20 protein-coding genes are annotated in these 16,585 nt (G+C 42.4%); 4 read left to right on the top strand and 16 right to left on the bottom strand.

The genetic code is table 11. The annotated features are described in order from the left end of the window. Nucleotides 1-30: 30 nt before the first annotated feature. The 4 genes from I1A42_RS12410 to dusA form a co-directional block, all read right to left on the bottom strand. Nucleotides 31-267 (bottom strand): hypothetical protein, encoded by a 237-nt coding sequence (locus I1A42_RS12410; RefSeq protein ID WP_161158419.1) that lies wholly within the window; start codon nt 265-267, stop codon nt 31-33. Nucleotides 268-418: 151 nt separating this feature from the next. After that, nucleotides 419-1,090 carry a TIGR04219 family outer membrane beta-barrel protein gene (locus I1A42_RS12405; protein ID WP_196123629.1) on the bottom strand — a complete coding sequence of 224 codons (672 nt, stop codon included), beginning with the start codon at nt 1,088-1,090 and terminating at the stop codon, nt 419-421. A 124-nt stretch (nt 1,091-1,214) separates the two neighbouring features. Then, a complete protein-coding gene (locus I1A42_RS12400) occupies nt 1,215-1,418 on the bottom strand; it encodes an envelope stress response protein PspG (protein ID WP_161158421.1) in 204 nt (67 codons plus the stop codon). A gap of 149 nt (nt 1,419-1,567) precedes the next feature. After that, on the bottom strand, nt 1,568-2,542 hold the full coding sequence (dusA, locus tag I1A42_RS12395; protein ID WP_161158434.1) for a tRNA dihydrouridine(20/20a) synthase DusA: 975 nt from the start codon (nt 2,540-2,542) through the stop codon (nt 1,568-1,570). A 434-nt stretch (nt 2,543-2,976) separates the two neighbouring features. Between dusA and zur the strand changes: the two genes are divergently transcribed. Both zur and I1A42_RS12385 read left to right on the top strand, forming a co-directional pair. Next, nucleotides 2,977-3,426 (top strand): zinc uptake transcriptional repressor Zur, encoded by a 450-nt coding sequence (zur, locus tag I1A42_RS12390; RefSeq protein WP_161158422.1) that lies wholly within the window; start codon nt 2,977-2,979, stop codon nt 3,424-3,426. Nucleotides 3,427-3,451: 25 nt separating this feature from the next. After that, nucleotides 3,452-3,913 (top strand): chemotaxis protein CheX, encoded by a 462-nt coding sequence (locus tag I1A42_RS12385; protein WP_161158423.1) that lies wholly within the window; start codon nt 3,452-3,454, stop codon nt 3,911-3,913. A gap of 78 nt (nt 3,914-3,991) precedes the next feature. On the opposite strand, the gene pgi is transcribed toward I1A42_RS12385, so the two are convergent. Continuing rightward, nucleotides 3,992-5,644 (bottom strand): glucose-6-phosphate isomerase, encoded by a 1,653-nt coding sequence (gene pgi, locus I1A42_RS12380; RefSeq protein WP_196123628.1) that lies wholly within the window; start codon nt 5,642-5,644, stop codon nt 3,992-3,994. Nucleotides 5,645-5,945: 301 nt separating this feature from the next. On the opposite strand from pgi, the gene I1A42_RS12375 reads away from it, so the two are divergent. Next, complete coding sequence (locus I1A42_RS12375; protein WP_161158425.1) at nt 5,946-6,365, top strand: secondary thiamine-phosphate synthase enzyme YjbQ; 420 nt, start codon at nt 5,946-5,948, stop codon at nt 6,363-6,365. 30 nt (nt 6,366-6,395) lie between these two features. Here the strand turns inward: I1A42_RS12375 and alr are convergent, their stop codons facing one another. Further along, entirely contained in the window at nt 6,396-7,511 is a 1,116-nt protein-coding gene (alr, locus tag I1A42_RS12370; protein WP_196123627.1) for an alanine racemase, read from the bottom strand. After that, nucleotides 7,483-8,892, bottom strand: a complete 1,410-nt coding sequence (locus tag I1A42_RS12365; protein ID WP_161158427.1) for a replicative DNA helicase — start codon at nt 8,890-8,892, stop codon at nt 7,483-7,485. Before I1A42_RS12365 ends, alr begins: the two co-directional genes overlap by 29 nt. Nucleotides 8,893-9,064: 172 nt before the next feature. On the opposite strand from I1A42_RS12365, the gene I1A42_RS12360 reads away from it, so the two are divergent. Beyond that, nucleotides 9,065-9,850 (top strand): DUF481 domain-containing protein, encoded by a 786-nt coding sequence (locus tag I1A42_RS12360; protein ID WP_196123626.1) that lies wholly within the window; start codon nt 9,065-9,067, stop codon nt 9,848-9,850. Nucleotides 9,851-9,940: 90 nt separating this feature from the next. Here the strand turns inward: I1A42_RS12360 and rplI are convergent, their stop codons facing one another. The 9 genes from rplI to rpsG all read right to left on the bottom strand — a co-directional run bounded on the left by rplI (nt 9,941) and on the right by rpsG (nt 16,513). Next, a complete protein-coding gene (rplI, locus tag I1A42_RS12355; protein ID WP_161158429.1) occupies nt 9,941-10,390 on the bottom strand; it encodes a 50S ribosomal protein L9 in 450 nt (149 codons plus the stop codon). A gap of 33 nt (nt 10,391-10,423) precedes the next feature. Next, nucleotides 10,424-10,651 (bottom strand): 30S ribosomal protein S18, encoded by a 228-nt coding sequence (gene rpsR / locus I1A42_RS12350; RefSeq protein WP_000090472.1) that lies wholly within the window; start codon nt 10,649-10,651, stop codon nt 10,424-10,426. 15 nt (nt 10,652-10,666) lie between these two features. Then, nucleotides 10,667-10,969 (bottom strand): primosomal replication protein N, encoded by a 303-nt coding sequence (gene priB / locus I1A42_RS12345; RefSeq protein WP_161158430.1) that lies wholly within the window; start codon nt 10,967-10,969, stop codon nt 10,667-10,669. A 9-nt stretch (nt 10,970-10,978) separates the two neighbouring features. Continuing rightward, the gene (gene rpsF, locus I1A42_RS12340; RefSeq protein ID WP_161158431.1) at nt 10,979-11,347 is read right to left on the bottom strand and encodes a 30S ribosomal protein S6; all 369 of its coding nucleotides are present in this window, start codon (nt 11,345-11,347) and stop codon (nt 10,979-10,981) included. Nucleotides 11,348-11,633: 286 nt separating this feature from the next. Beyond that, nucleotides 11,634-12,113 carry a bacterioferritin gene (bfr, locus tag I1A42_RS12335; protein WP_161158432.1) on the bottom strand — a complete coding sequence of 160 codons (480 nt, stop codon included), beginning with the start codon at nt 12,111-12,113 and terminating at the stop codon, nt 11,634-11,636. A gap of 75 nt (nt 12,114-12,188) precedes the next feature. Continuing rightward, on the bottom strand, nt 12,189-12,377 hold the full coding sequence (locus I1A42_RS12330; protein WP_196123625.1) for a (2Fe-2S)-binding protein: 189 nt from the start codon (nt 12,375-12,377) through the stop codon (nt 12,189-12,191). 198 nt (nt 12,378-12,575) lie between these two features. After that, a complete protein-coding gene (gene tuf, locus I1A42_RS12325; RefSeq protein WP_196123614.1) occupies nt 12,576-13,760 on the bottom strand; it encodes an elongation factor Tu in 1,185 nt (394 codons plus the stop codon). A 107-nt stretch (nt 13,761-13,867) separates the two neighbouring features. Beyond that, nucleotides 13,868-15,964 (bottom strand): elongation factor G, encoded by a 2,097-nt coding sequence (gene fusA / locus I1A42_RS12320; RefSeq protein WP_196123624.1) that lies wholly within the window; start codon nt 15,962-15,964, stop codon nt 13,868-13,870. Nucleotides 15,965-16,042: 78 nt separating this feature from the next. Beyond that, complete coding sequence (gene rpsG, locus I1A42_RS12315) at nt 16,043-16,513, bottom strand: 30S ribosomal protein S7 (RefSeq protein WP_161157135.1); 471 nt, start codon at nt 16,511-16,513, stop codon at nt 16,043-16,045. Nucleotides 16,514-16,585: the final 72 nt, after the last annotated feature.

Below are 16,585 nucleotides of genomic sequence, written 5' to 3'. Positions count from 1 at the left end.
TATAACTTTTTGGAAGTAGGCAGCTAAAAATCAGAACTCTCGTGCTTCTACCCGAACTTGTGAAAACCCGACAGCCATTGCCGATTCTGATGCTAAATCAAGATTATCGTGGTGTTGTTCTATTCCTATCTCATCAGTGAGTAAAACAAAACCCCCTCTTTGATGACGAAATTCGACTATCCACGCCCCCTCTTGAGTTGAAGGTTCAATAATGGCTTCGACTAGCTGATTATTTCTATAAAGGTCTTGCAGTTCCGTAATAGTCATAATTCATCACTTCCACGGTTCACCTTCATTAAGAATGGTCAATATTGGCAACAGTGCCAACTGTTATTACAACCATAAGCAACAGCGTACTATGTGAATACAAAAGTAACGTTAAATAACGCTTAGAATTTGAAAGGAATAAATGTAGGCATTAAAAATTGATAATGGCGCCAATAAACCATCCTGAAATATGAATATGTTTGGGATCATCCACCGAATCAGGAATATCTAACTCATCGATATCTATATGACTGTTACGATAACCTGAATTCAAAGCCAAGGTGCCGATATTAATAGGTACCTTCCATTGAATTCCCAACGCATAATCTTGGTTCCCCACATCACTGCTCCCATAATCGCCAAAATCAATACGGGCGAAGACATCAATGGGGCTAAACGGAATAGCTACCGCGCCATAGGTATACAAATTGACGGTCGCATCGTTAAATGAATATTCCTGCTGATCCTTAGCGGTGTATTTTCCACTCATAAAACGGGAAAAACTGGCTCCAACATCAAAAGTATATAAATCTTGATTGAAGATATGGTAGTACAAGGTGTAGGTAAACTTGTCGAATTCAGCATCATCTTCAACCAGATTCGTGTAGCGAAAAGAAATATTAGGGAGGACGGGAAAGGAATGCTCTAACGAGATGATCAGTGAGGGAACATTTGATGGTTGGCCTCTTTCTCCTGATGCTTTGGTTGCACCAAACCAAATATCCGTGCCAACCTGTCCTCTATAAAAAGAGTCGGCACCAAAGCTTGCCTCAGAAAAAGCACTGATCAATACACAACAGCACCCAATACTCAATTTGTTCATCGAGAGCTCCACTACTCGCCTAACGGCATACTTATCTAAGTATCAGTATAGTGGAAAGTTTTTAAGATGCTGCTGTGACTCCCTGATTAGGGTCTATTTAGCCATTTATGTATCAGTTTTAGGATTATGCCCGACCATAGCGGCGGTATAACCAAACACCAGCACACACTACGACTAGAACCGGTAAAATTTTAAATACCGTACCTAACATACTGATTAAAAATACGACTGCTAATGCTACAGCTAAAGCAATCACTACGTTGAACTTACTTAATCCGATTCCCCACAAGGCAGCAAAGAATGAGAAAAGAAAAATAACTGCGTACATACTAATTTCCTGACGTTAAGTGTTAACGGAACAGTTCTATGCTGCTCTCGAATCTAATAATTGTGGAGGTATTCTAAACGACACAGCACCAAACTCGCTCAAGATTTGATGCCGTTGCTGATAAGTAGAATTAGTTTTATGGATAAAGATCACACATCAAGTTCTTCATAAGGGACTTTAGCCAGCGCTTGCTCAAGAACTTCAATTCCCGCCCCTTTTTTATGGGCATTTTCACTAATATATCGGCGCCATTGACGAGCGCCCGGCATATTTTGAAATAGTCCTAACATATGACGAGTAATATGGCCTAGGTAACTCCCATTTGATAAAGCATTCTCAATGTATGGATACATTTCTTTCACCACATCAGAACGTTTTTTTACTGGCGTATCTAAGCCAAATATTTTTTGATCGACTTCAGCCAAAATATAAGGATTTTGATATGCTTCTCGCCCAATCATAACACCATCAAGATGGTGTAGATGTTCTTGCGCTTCTTCTAGCGTTTTGACACCACCGTTAACAGCAATGGTCAAATTAGAAAAATCTTGTTTGATTTGGTAAGCACGTGAGTAATCTAACGGTGGAATCTCTCGGTTCTCTTTCGGACTCAAACCACTAAGCCATGCTTTACGAGCATGAATCGTGAATTGTTCACAGCCACCTTTTTCAGCTACAGTCGATATAAAATGAGTAAGGAACTCGTAAGAATCGAGATCATCAATACCAATTCGAGTTTTTACCGTAACAGGGATATCCACCACATCCTTCATCGCTGCAATACACTCAGCGACTAAATCAGCTTCGGCCATTAAACAAGCGCCAAAGCGGCCGTTCTGAACTCGATCTGAAGGGCACCCAACATTAAGGTTCACCTCATCATAACCGCGCTGCTCAGCCAGTTTTGCACAATGGGCAAGATCCACAGGGTTAGAACCGCCTAACTGCAAAGCAACCGGATGCTCCTCTTGATTATAAGCAAGAAAATCGGCTTTACCGTGAATAATGGCGCCAGTTGTTACCATCTCTGTGTAAAGTAAGGTTTGGGCAGTCAGTAAGCGATGAAAATAACGACAATGGCGATCGGTCCAATCGAGCATTGGCGCAACGGACAGGCGCTGCATAACAACATCTTTTGCAATATCAGGTGTCGACACTGAACTACCTCAACTTGTAACTCTATAAAATGAAACAAATAGCGTTGTGACCTTTTGGATCATAGCAACCCAAAACCTCTAGAAGGTGCACAACACTCATTCAAACGATTCGCGGATTATACACATAGCACCTAAAACATACAGGTTAAATGAGGATCACATAACCCAAAACTCCCTAACAATTTCTCTATTCAAGCTTTATTTATCACAACTACACTGCTTTATAACGTTAATAGATGTCGTAATGTCCTGATAAATGATATTGTTTGATGGTAAAAACAAATAATTGGACCTTATCAACGATACTATCTATGTTAGTGATTGAATAAAGCACAGATATTTCTCTTATGCGAAACGATATTCATCGCGAAATGGTATATGATTATTAAAGTCCATCAGCAATGGTGAAAATATTGGACAATAAGCTAATCCAGCAGATTGAAGAAATATGTACAGCAAGAGGGGTCAGGCTTACATCACAACGTAAGCGTGTCTTCGAGTTGATTTGTTCGAGTAAAAAAGCATCCAGTGCTTACGAGTTGCTTGAAGAGCTCAAAATAAGTGAGCCACAAGCTAAACCGCCTACAGTTTACCGTGCACTCGATTTTTTGCTGGAACAAGGCTTTATCCATAGAGTAGAGTCAACCAACAGTTTTATTTCATGCTGCTCATGTAACGCCCATAAACATTCATCCCACCTACTTATCTGTGATGAATGTGGTAACGTAACTGAATTGCAGAATGATAAATTAGTGACTCTCCTGGAAGAAAATGCGGAGAAGCACGGCTTTAAGATTCATAACCATGTCATTGAATCTCATGGTGTTTGCCAGTCTTGCTCCTCTAACTAATGGATTAAATGAATAGAAGAAGGTTATGCGCGCTGAATTTGTGAATCCGTTTTTAGCTTCTTTAATGAATGTGCTAAAGACCATGGCTTCCTTGGAATTGAAGCCACAAAAACCTCGTCTGAAGAAAGATGAGATTGCTCGAGGGGATATCTCCGGGCTTATTGGTATGGTTGGCCCACAAACCCGAGGCTCAATGTCTATTACTTTTGACGAAGCCTTAGCCTTTGAAATTATGCAAAATATGTTAGGTGAACGCCCTAATGGCATCAATGAAGAAGTCACTGATATGGTTGGTGAAATCACCAACATGGTAACAGGCGGAGCTAAGCGTATTTTGGCTGAAAGTGGATTCGATTTCGATATGGCAACCCCTGTTGTCGTATCAGGTAAAGGCCATACTATTCGCCATAAATGTGAAGGTTCAATTATTTTAATGCCATTTGCCTCCCCTTGGGGTAATGCATTTATAGAAATCTGCTTTGAGTAACCTCACCACTAAATAACTAAAAAAGCGGATGACTAAGTCATCCGCTTTTTTATATGAGAGAAAATAATCTCTTAGTGATTAGTCACGTAATGCTTTAAACGCATTGATAAGCCCATTCGTTGAGCTATCGTGTGAATCTACTTCATCATTTGCCACTAATTCAGGAAGAATTTGGTTAGCTAATTGCTTACCTAATTCAACGCCCCATTGGTCAAAAGTAAAGATGTTCCAAATCACACCTTGTACAAAGATTTTATGTTCGTACATTGCAATCAAATGACCCAAAGAACGCGGAGTAATTTCCTTCACCAAAATAGAGTTGGTTGGACGGTTACCTTCAAATACTTTAAATGGTACCAATTCCGCAATTTCAGCTTCTGATTTGCCTGCTTTTTCTAGTTCCGCACGTACAGTCTCAGCTGATTTACCAAACGCCAATGCTTCAGTTTGAGCAAAGAAGTTAGACATCAATTTCTGATGGTGATCACCCGTTGGATTGTGAGTTTTTGCCGGAGCAATAAAATCACATGGAACAATCTTAGTGCCTTGGTGGATCAACTGGTAGAACGCGTGTTGACCATTCGTACCAGGCTCACCCCAGATAATAGGACCTGTTTGGTAAGTAACTGGATTGCCATTACGGTCAACATATTTACCGTTTGATTCCATATTACCCTGCTGGAAATAAGCAGGGAAACGGTGCATATATTGGTCATATGGCAAGATAGCTTCGGTTTCAGCACCATGGAAATTGTTATACCAGATCCCAATCAAGGCTAGGATAACAGGAATGTTATTTTCTAACGGAGTATCAACAAAGTGCTTGTCTATTTCATGGGCACCCGTCAATAGTTCAACATAGTTGTCAAAGCCGATAGATAGAATAATTGAAAGACCAATCGCAGACCAAAGTGAGTAACGACCACCAACCCAATCCCAGAATTCGAACATGTTATCTGTATCGATACCAAATTCAGCCACTGCTTTTGCGTTAGTTGATAGTGCAGCAAAGTGTTTTGCCACATGCGCTTCATCACCAGCAGTTTTTAAGAACCAATCACGTGCAGTATGAGCATTGGTCATTGTTTCTTGGGTAGTGAAAGTCTTAGAGGCAATCAGGAACAATGTTGTTTCTGGGCTAAGATCTTTTACTGTCTCTTCAATATGAGTGCCATCAACGTTAGAGACAAAATGCATATTTAAGTGGTTTTTGAATGGAACAAGAGCTTCAGTCACCATGTATGGGCCTAGATCTGAACCACCGATACCAATATTCACTACATCTGTAATAGCTTTGCCGGTATAACCTTTCCAATCACCAGAAATCACTCGATCAGAGAATGATTTCATTTGTTCCAAGACTGCATTGACTGCTGGCATTACATCTTTACCATCAACTAATACAGGTGTGTTGCTACGGTTACGTAAGGCAGTATGTAGAACAGCACGATCTTCAGTACGGTTAATTTTTTCACCGCTGAACATTGATTGGATAGCACTTTTGATATCAATCTCATTTGCCAATGCAAATAAGTGTTTCATGGTGTCGTCGTTGATGAGGTTTTTTGAGTAATCAACCAATAGATCCGATCCAAAACGAGCTGAATATTTAGCGAAACGATCTTTGTCGTTCGCAAATAGTGTTTTTAGATCCAAATCTTGCGCAGTTTCAAAATGCGCAGTCAACGCTTTCCAAGCCTCGGTTTGCGTTGGATTGATATTTTTAAGCATAGTATCTATCCCGATATAACAGTTGGTCTTATTCCATTCGGCAATGGTCAGCCTGTGGAATCCCCGATTAAAAAATAAAAAGCCCGCTATGCCTCATAGGGCATAACGTTGTAATTCGAATTAAGGCACTGAGTATGACCTAGCTCGTCAAACGCCACATTGAGATAAGTCAGTAACACAGGAAAATCATTATACTTAAATACTTCCTGCCAATTTAGAACACTCAGAGCGGTTACCATCGATCCTCGCCAACCATAACGCTATACTGACGAACAAACAATAGCCTTTGGAGCAATGGATTATGTGGCAACAGCAGGTCATCCACCTTAAAGCCTATCGCCGAGGATTTCATCTTATTACGCGAGAAATAGAACGACAGCTTCCACAAATTGACACTATTTCTGTCGGATTGCTGCACCTTTTTATCCAGCATACCTCTGCAAGCCTCACCATCAATGAGAATGCAGATCCAACCGTACGATCAGATATGGAGCAGCATTTTAATAAAATGGTTCCAGAGCGAGCCCCCTATTATCAACATACATATGAAGGTGATGATGATATGCCAGCTCATATCAAGGCATCCATATTGGGTAATAGCATCAGTATTCCAATTAGCCAGGGAAAGCTAGCATTAGGAACGTGGCAAGGAATTTATCTTGGAGAACATCGTGACTATGGTGGCGAACGACGCATTATTGCCACCATTCAAGGTGAGTAATTTTCAAACAGAGCAGATCGCTAGATCTGCTTAATACACCATCGCTATTCTAGACGTTAACTTAGTCACCAACTCATATCCAGATGTTCCGATATGGTGAGCAACCGTTTCAACAGGTAGCGACGCCCCCCATAAAATCACTTCATCACCAACACAATCTTTAGCTTCAGACCCAAGATCGACACTGAGCATATCCATACAGACACGTCCAACGAGCGGTAACTGACGTCCATTAACAAGTACCGGTGTACCATTTGGTGCGGTTCGTGGATAACCATCGCCATAACCAATAGCGACAATTCCTATCTTGGTATCACAAGGGCTAGCCCACGTGCCACCATAGCCAATCGGCTCACCCTGCTTCACGTCTCTAATGGCAATTAAGCGAGAAGTTAAAGTCATTACGGGTTTAAGCCCCATTTGTCCTGCCGTTTTATCCGCAAAAGGGGAAACACCGTACATAATAATCCCAGGGCGAACCCAATCGAGATGGCTGTCAGGCAAAGCAAGGAGTCCTGCGGACGCGGCAATGGAACACTCGCCTATTTCCTGCTTAGTTAACTGCTTGAATAGGGCAAGCTGACGTGGCGCACTATCATTATTAGGTTCATCAGCACAAGCAAAGTGACTAATAAACCGCAGATCATCAGCAACATTAGGACAACGTTTTAAACGTGTAACAAATTCTGCAAATTGCTCAGGGCTAATACCTAAGCGATGCATTCCGGTATCGACTTTAAGCCATACCGAGATAGGTGAATCTAGTTGAACTTGCTCGAGTGCTTCAAGCTGCTCAATACAATGCACCACGGTTTGTATCCGGTTTGTTGTGATAACCGGTAAATCTTGTGCGGAATAAAAGCCTTCTAATAAGAGAATCGGTTTAACTATCCCATTCGCCCTTAACTGCAAAGCTTCTTCAATTCTAGCGACACCAAATGCATCAGCCTCAACAGACACAGCCTTAGATACTGCATGAAGACCATGTCCATAACTATTCGCTTTCACAACAGCCATTATCTGGCTACTTGGTGCTAGCTCTCTGACTTTTGCCAAATTAAATTGTAAGGCGGCTAAATCAACATGAGCTGTTGCAGCTTGTGTATAGGCTTGACTGTTATTCATCATCAAACGCAGGGCCAGCATAATTATCAAAACGAGAGAATTGCCCTTGGAAGGTTAGTCTTACTGAACCAATCGGACCATTACGTTGTTTACCAATAATAATTTCCGCAATCCCTTTTAGAGCACTATCAGGGTGATATACCTCATCACGATAGATAAACATAATTAAGTCGGCATCTTGTTCGATAGATCCAGATTCACGCAAATCCGAGTTAACAGGGCGCTTGTCTGCTCGTTGCTCCAAAGAACGGTTAAGCTGAGATAGAGCAACGACTGGGACATTAAGCTCTTTTGCTAATGCTTTGAGAGAGCGAGAAATTTCTGCAATCTCTAATGTACGGTTATCCGACAACGCTGGCACACGCATCAACTGCAGGTAGTCGACCATGATCATAGATAAACCACCATGCTCACGAGCAATACGTCTTGCACGAGAACGAACTTCTGTCGGGGTTAAACCAGAGCTATCGTCAATGAACATATTTTTCTTCTCCATAAGGATCCCCATGGTAGAAGATATTCGCGCCCAATCTTCATCATCGAGCTGACCAGTACGAATTTTAGTTTGGTCAACACGTGATAGCGAAGCTAGCATACGCATCATTAACTGTTCAGCAGGCATCTCAAGAGAAAAGATAAGAACAGGTTTTTCTTGCTCCATCGCGGCGTTTTCACATAAGTTCATCGCAAAAGTCGTTTTACCCATCGACGGACGAGCCGCGACAATCACCAGATCAGAACCTTGCAGGCCAGCCGTTTTTTTATTGAGGTCAGTAAAACCAGTATCGACACCTGTTACACCATCTTGTGGGGTTTTATACAAGATTTCGATACGCTCTAAGGTTTTTTCCAGAATATTGTCGACATTCTGCGGCCCTTCATTTTCACTGGTGCGTTCTTCTGCTATTGCGAACACTTTACTCTCGGCAAGATCGAGCAAATCTTCCGATGAACGACCTTGAGGGTCATAACCAGCATCAGCAATTTCATTCGCGACACCAATTAGGTTGCGAACCAGTGCCCGTTCAGCGACAATCTCTGCATAAGCGTTAATGTTGGCAGCACTTGGGGTGTTCTTAGCCAAATCGGCAAGATAAGCAAAACCACCCACATCTTCTAATTGTTCTCTCAGTTCCAAAAATTCTGAAAGAGTAATTAAATCAAGGGGTTTACTTTCTTCAAGAATACTTTTTACTGCATCAAAAATGAGTCTATGGGGACGACTATAAAAGTCTTTTGTCACCACTCGCTCTGATACGGTATCCCAACGTTCATTATCCAGCAGCAGACCACCAATAACAGATTGCTCTGCTTCAATGGAATGAGGTGGTACTTTGATAGCATCAACTTGTGCATCAGAAGAGGGTTTACGGTTTCGATTTTCAGTTCGTGGATCAGCCATGACTTCACTCTGTAACGCTTTAATGACCGTACATTATAACGGTATTAGATAATTTGTAATTAGCTGATAATAAGTTTGTGTTGAATCGGACAGAATTAACCTAGCGTTGACTATTTCACAACCCACAAACTCTATTATCTACCCTATTCAACATTAATATCAGAGGTTCTTTGTGTCCAAAATTTGGCTTCTAAGCGCTAGTCTTTTGCTTTCTGGCATTGCCTATGCGGAGGACACGACCACTTCGACAACTGACTCCCAGCAGAACGATAATGTCGATATCCCCTCACCTTGGGAAGGCCAAGTTGAACTGGGTTATCAAGCACATTCGGGTAACACCAATACGGAAGCACTCAACACATTAGTGCAAGGGACATATACCAAAGGTCGACACCGTACAACAGGTGAGTGGAAGGTCTACAAACTTGTCAGAGAGTATTATAAGGACAAACGCAAATCCAATTATTCACTACAAAGTGACTACAAACTCGGCCCTAAAAGCTATTTATACAGTAGTTTTAGCGGTACAGACTCAAACTATACGGCCTATTTTAAAGACTATACTTTTTCAGCAGGTCCCGGTTTCCAGCTAACCCATACTGATGATGTCACTGTTGAGTTTGAATTGGGTCCCGGTTATCGCTATCAGCGCCCTAACCTTGATGAAATCGATTCAAACGATGTTGTATTCGACGAAACCATTAAAGAACCCATCATTCGCGCAAACTTGCGTAACGAATGGGCGATATTTAAAAACCTCAATGTCTACGCCGATCTTACTGTCGTAACGGGTGAAACTAACACAACCTTCACCAGCGATGTCGGCATAACAAATAACATCACTGATAATATAGCTCTAAAACTTAGCCACAACTTGCAGTATTACAATAAAGTACCAGACAGTTCACTGAAGAAGCATGATGGTATTTTCACTGTTAGTGTTTTAGTCTCATTTTAAAAAGAAAGGGAAACAAACAATTGTTTCCCTTTTTATTGATATAAAAAAACACCAGCCAAAGCTGGTGTTTTCTAAGTCGGTATACCGAGATTACTCAGCAACAACTTGAAGTTTTACAGTAGCAAATACTTCAGAGTGAAGTTGAACGTTGATTTCAAATTCACCAGTTGTGCGTAGAGCACCTTCAGGTAGACGAACTTCGCTCTTAGCTACTTCAACACCCGCTGCAGTGATCGCATCAGCGATATCACGAGTACCGATAGAACCAAATAGTTTACCTTCGTCACCAGCTTTAGAAGCGATAACAACTGCTTCTAATTCGCTAACTTTGTCAGCACGAGCTTGTGCAGCTTGAAGTTCTTCAGCAACTTTAGCTTCTAGTTCAGCGCGACGAGTTTCGAACATTTCAACGTTAGCTTTAGTTGCCATTACTGCCTTACCTGTTGGGATAAGGAAGTTACGAGCGTAACCAGATTTAACGTGAACTGTATCGCCAAGACCACCTAGGTTACCGATTTTATCAAGTAGAATAACTTGCATTGCTTAATCCTCTTTCTTAATAAACGGTGCCGATTACTGATGTTTGTCAGTGTATGGCAATAGAGCTAGGTAGCGTGAACGTTTGATTGCACGAGCTAGCTGACGCTGATATTTAGCGCTTGTACCAGTAATACGGCTAGGTACGATTTTACCAGCTTCAGTGATGTAGTTCTTAAGAGTTGCTACGTCTTTGTAATCAATCTCTTGTACGCCTTCTGCAGTGAAACGGCAGAATTTACGACGACGGAAGAAACGAGCCATGGGCTATCTCCTGATCTAAATTTGAGTAATGTTGTCGGCATGTAACACCAATTTTCCCACGCCATTTCGGCCGGTCTGATAAGCGACAAAACCACTTACCTTGATGTGACTGCCTTGTACTAAATCTTGAGTGAATTCATTTGACCGTTTGCCACTGACTACCACAGGCATGCGACAATACACTTGTCTGGGTAAATCAGCTTCAATTACCGTGGAGCGATGTTCAAGCCAAAATCGGCAGTGAGCAACGCCCGCAGGGCTTTTGCTTCGAAGCGGAGGTTTAGCAACAGTGCCACTAAGCTCCATTCGATTGGTCATTATAAAAAATTACTCAGCGTTCGCTTCTGATTTAGCTTCGTCACGCTTAGTACGCTCTTCTTTAGCTTTAAGCATGATTGAAGGTTCAGTTACAGCGTGTTTAGTACGCATAATCATGTTACGTAGAACTGCATCGTTGAAACGGAAAGCAGTTTCTAGTTCATCAATCACAGCTTGGTCAGCTTCAACGTTCATTAGAACGTAGTGAGCTTTGTGAAGCTTGTTGATTGGGTAAGCCAGTTGACGACGACCCCAGTCTTCAAGACGGTGTACAGTACCGCCTGCTTCAGTGATAGAACCAGTGTAACGCTCGATCATGCCAGCAACTTGCTCGCTTTGATCTGGGTGCACCATGAATACGATTTCGTAATGACGCATTTATTGCTCCTTACGGATTATTCAGCTTCCCAATTTGGCCCGGTCATCCAAAGGAAGCAAGGAACGAATGATAGTTGACCGAGAATAAAGGAGCACGAATTGTACAGAATCGCCAAAAACTAAGCAAGCGAATTATCTGTACCGAGAAGAGGAAATTGATAAGAAAAGGTTCGTTGTAAACGAAAAATATAACAGATTGAAAAATCGAGGGAATAAGAGGTAGAAAAGTAAGAAAAATGGCAATGCTCGGCAATGAATATAACCGAGCACATCACAACGGCGTTAACTAATCGTCTTCATCCACAAATTGGGCTTGTACGTAATTAGGCAAGCCAGTCATATCGATCAAGCCTAACTGAGTTTCTAACCAGTCTACGTGATCTTCTTCATCTTCTAAGATATCTTGAAATAAATCACGTGAGACATAATCACGGATATCTTCAGCATAAGCGATCGCTTCACGTAAGTCTGGAATTGCGATCATTTCGAGCTTTAAATCAGACTCTAACATTTCCTTCACGTCTTCCCCGATCATCAACTTACCGAGATCTTGTAAGTTCGGTAACCCTTCAAGGAAAAGAATTCGCTCGATCAAATGGTCCGCATGTTTCATCTCATCGATAGACTCGTGATATTCCTTATCGGCTAGGTTTTTAAGGCCCCAGTCTTTATACATACGAGCATGAAGAAAGTATTGGTTAATGGCAATAAGTTCGTTGCCAAGGATTTTGTTGAGATGTTGAATGATGATTGGATCGCCTTTCATAGATAAACCCTCCTGTTTGGTCACATTAACTTTATTAACCAAATACAAGAGTGTCAAAAAAAGACCAAAAAATAATCAACTGGCTTGCTGTAGTTCTATTGGTTTTACCTGCTCCAAAATCTCCTTTGCTTGGCGAACACATCGTCCACACTGAGTACCAAGCGCAGTACATTTTTTTATTCCCCGAATATCTGTCACTCCCTGCTCAACAGCAAGTTGTCTGATTTTTTTATCCGATACGGCATGGCATAAACAAACGTACATAACATCATCTTCTTAATAAAACTAAAGACAATATAAACAATAACTATTCTTATTACCACCTTTAGTGAAATAAGAATTAATAACATTTAGTTATAAATAGAATTATCATCAGTTTATTTCGTGCTCCTAACATGCAAAAAGGGAAGCCGAAGCTTCCCTTTTCTTTCAATGCGATGTCCGCACTAAATTTAATGCAAATTAAGCATCAATTTTAGCTACAACACCTGCACCTACTGTACGACCGCCTTCACGGATCGCGAAACGTAGACCTTCGTCCATCGCGATTGGGGCGATTAGTTCTACAGTCATTTTAACGTTGTCGCCTGGCATTACCATTTCTACGCCTTCTGGTAGCTGGATGTCACCAGTTACGTCAGTTGTACGGAAGTAGAATTGTGGACGGTAGCCTTTGAAGAATGGTGTGTGACGACCACCTTCATCTTTAGACAGTACGTATACTTCTGATTCAAACTTAGTGTGTGGAGTGATTGAACCTGGTGCCGCTAGTACTTGACCGCGTTCAACTTCGTCACGTTTAGTACCACGTAGTAGTGCACCAACGTTTTCACCCGCACGACCTTCGTCTAGAAGTTTACGGAACATCTCAACACCTGTACAAGTAGTTGCAGTTGTGTCGTGAATACCCACGATTTGAACTTCATCACCTACTTTTAGGATACCGCGCTCGATACGGCCAGTTACTACTGTACCACGACCTTGGATTGAGAATACGTCTTCGATTGGCATTAGGAATGGCTGATCGATTGCACGTTGTGGTTCTGGAATGTAAGAGTCTAGCGCTTCAGCTAGTTCTACAATCTTCTCTTCCCATTGTGCTTCACCTTGTAGTGCGCCAAGTGCTGAACCTTGGATTACTGGTAGGTCGTCGCCTGGGAAATCGTATTCTGTTAGAAGTTCACGAACTTCCATTTCTACTAGTTCTAGTAGCTCTTCATCATCAACCATGTCACATTTGTTCATGAATACGATGATGTAAGGGATACCAACCTGACGGCCTAGTAGGATGTGCTCACGAGTTTGTGGCATTGGGCCATCTGTTGCAGCAACAACTAGGATACCACCGTCCATCTGTGCAGCACCTGTGATCATGTTTTTAACATAGTCAGCGTGTCCTGGACAGTCTACGTGCGCGTAGTGACGAGTTGGAGTATCGTATTCTACGTGTGAAGTTGCGATTGTGATACCGCGTTCACGTTCTTCTGGAGCGTTATCGATTGACGCAAAGTCACGTGCTGAACCGCCGTATACTTTAGACAGTACAGTACAGATAGCTGCAGTTAGAGTTGTTTTACCGTGGTCAACGTGGCCGATAGTACCAACGTTTACGTGCGGTTTCGTACGTTCAAATTTTTCTTTAGACACGATCGTGTTCCTTCCTAGTTATGATTCACCTTGAGTAACGTACACCCAAGGCGCGCCAGAAATTGCTATTTTATGCGCCAACGCTCGTTAGCGCAATAGATTCATTGTTAACCGCGCTCAGCAACGATTGCTTCAGCAACGTTTTTAGGCACTTCACCGTACTCACAAAACTCCATAGAGTATGTTGCACGGCCCTGTGTCGCAGAGCGAAGGTCAGTTGCGTAACCAAACATTTCCGCAAGAGGGACTTTAGCATGAATAATTTTCAGCCCGACAGGCCCTTCATCCATACCATCGATAAGGCCGCGGCGACGGTTAAGATCACCAACAACATCACCCATCCAATCTTCCGGAGTGGTTACTTCAACTTTCATTAGCGGTTCAAGAATAACTGGGTTTGCTTGCAGCGCACCTTTCTTAAACGCCATCGAGCCAGCGATTTTAAACGCCATCTCGTTAGAGTCAACATCGTGGTATGAACCATCGAACAAGGTCGCTTTAACATCCATAACAGGATAGCCAGCAAGAACACCATTGTTCATTTGTTCTTCGATACCTTTCGCTACCGAACTGATGTATTCCTTAGGAACGACACCACCAACGATTTCGTCAACAAAAACAAACCCTTCGTCTGGTTCAGACGGTTCCAGTTTAAGCCAAACATGGCCATACTGACCTCGCCCGCCCGATTGACGAACAAACTTGCCTTCTACTTCGGTGGATCCACGAATAGTCTCGCGGTAAGCAACCTGAGGTTTACCCACGTTACAATCAACACTGAATTCACGCTTTAGGCGATCAACGATGATATCAAGGTGAAGTTCACCCATACCAGAAATCAACGTTTGGCCTGTATCTTCATCCGTTTCAACGCGGAAAGAAGGGTCTTCAGCAGCCAGTTTACCCAGCGCAATACCCATTTTTTCTTGGTCAGCCTTAGAACGAGGCTCTACAGCGATTTGAATAACCGGTGTAGGGAATTCCATACGTTCTAGAATGACTCGATGGTTTGGATCACAAAGTGTGTCACCCGTAGTCACATCTTTTAGGCCGATTGCCGCAGCAATATCACCTGCGTAAACTTCTTTGATTTCTTCACGTTTGTTAGAGTGCATTTGCACAATACGGCCAAAGCGTTCACGTTTTTGTTTCACTGAGTTGTACACAGCATCGCCTGATTTTACAACACCAGAATAAACACGCATAAACGCCAACGTACCAACAAACGGGTCTGTTGCGATTTTGAATGCTAGTGCAGAGAATGGTTCTTGGTCATCAGCATGACGCTCAAGCACATTACCTGACTCATCTTCACCTTTAATAGAAGGGACATCGATTGGCGATGGCAAGAATTCAATCACTGCATCAAGAGCAGCTTGAACACCTTTGTTTTTAAATGCACTACCACAAGTTGCCAATACAATTTCATTATTAAGCGTACGTTGACGAAGACCTTGTTTGATCTCCTCTTCCGTTAGCTCACCTTCTTCAAGGTATTTATCCATTAACTCGTCGTTTGCTTCTGCCGCAGACTCCACCATGTGGGTGCGCCATTCTTCAGCAAGTTCAACGAGATCTGCTGGAATATCTTCATGGGTATAAGTCATACCCTGATCGGCTTCATTCCAGTTAATGGCTTTCATCTTGATTAGGTCGATGACACCTTTAAACTCATCTTCCGCACCAATATTTAACTGGATTGGAACTGGGTTTGCACCAAGACGATTTTTAATTTGGTCTACAACGCGTAAGAAATCTGCACCTGCACGGTCCATCTTGTTAACAAACACCATGCGTGGAACGTGGTATTTGTCAGCCTGACGCCATACGGTTTCGGATTGAGGTTCAACGCCCGATGCACCGCAGAAAACAACCATTGCACCATCAAGCACGCGAAGAGAACGCTCTACTTCAATAGTAAAGTCAACGTGTCCTGGGGTATCAATGATGTTGATGCGATGTGGTTCAAACTGTTGGTCCATACCACTCCAGAAGGTAGTAGTTGCAGCCGAGGTAATTGTGATACCACGTTCTTGCTCCTGCTCCATCCAGTCCATGGTTGCTGCACCATCGTGAACTTCACCGATTTTATGAGAAAGGCCAGTGTAGAACAGAATACGCTCAGTTGTGGTTGTTTTTCCTGCGTCTACGTGAGCACAAATACCGATGTTACGATAGCGCTCAATAGGAGTTTTCCTAGCCACGATTGTATCCTCTTACTAAGGTTAACCTTAGGATCTAGAAATGTGCTGCGAGAGAACCTCGCAGCACAGAAGGTATTATTACCAACGGTAATGAGCAAACGCTTTGTTTGCATCTGCCATACGGTGAACGTCTTCACGTTTCTTAACAGCAGTACCTTTGTTTTCAGCCGCGTCTAGCATTTCTGCTGATAGACGTGCAGCCATAGATTTTTCACCACGCTTGCGCGCAGCTTCAACCAACCAACGCATAGCAAGTGCGTTACGGCGAACCGGACGTACTTCTACAGGCACTTGGTAAGTTGAACCACCAACACGGCGAGATTTAACTTCTACCGCAGGGCGTACATTTTCAAGAGCTTCTTCGAATACAGCTAAGTGATCTTTACCAGATTTCTCAGCCATAGTGTCTAGTGCAGTGTAAACAATTTTTTCTGCAGTAGATTTTTTACCGTCAACCATAAGGATGTTAACGAATTTTGCCAGCAGTTCAGATTTGAACTTTGGATCTGGAAGGATCTTACGCTGACCAATAACGCGACGACGTGGCATGGATATTCTCCGTTGTCTTCTTCAGGTTATCCAAAACTTTTCAGTTTCTTCAAAAATTAATAAATAAATTAG

Origin of the sequence: Vibrio nitrifigilis, from assembly GCF_015686695.1 — a bacterium.
Classification (GTDB): Bacteria; Pseudomonadota; Gammaproteobacteria; order Enterobacterales; family Vibrionaceae; genus Vibrio; species Vibrio nitrifigilis.
This window is presented reverse-complemented; position numbering and strand designations above follow the sequence as displayed.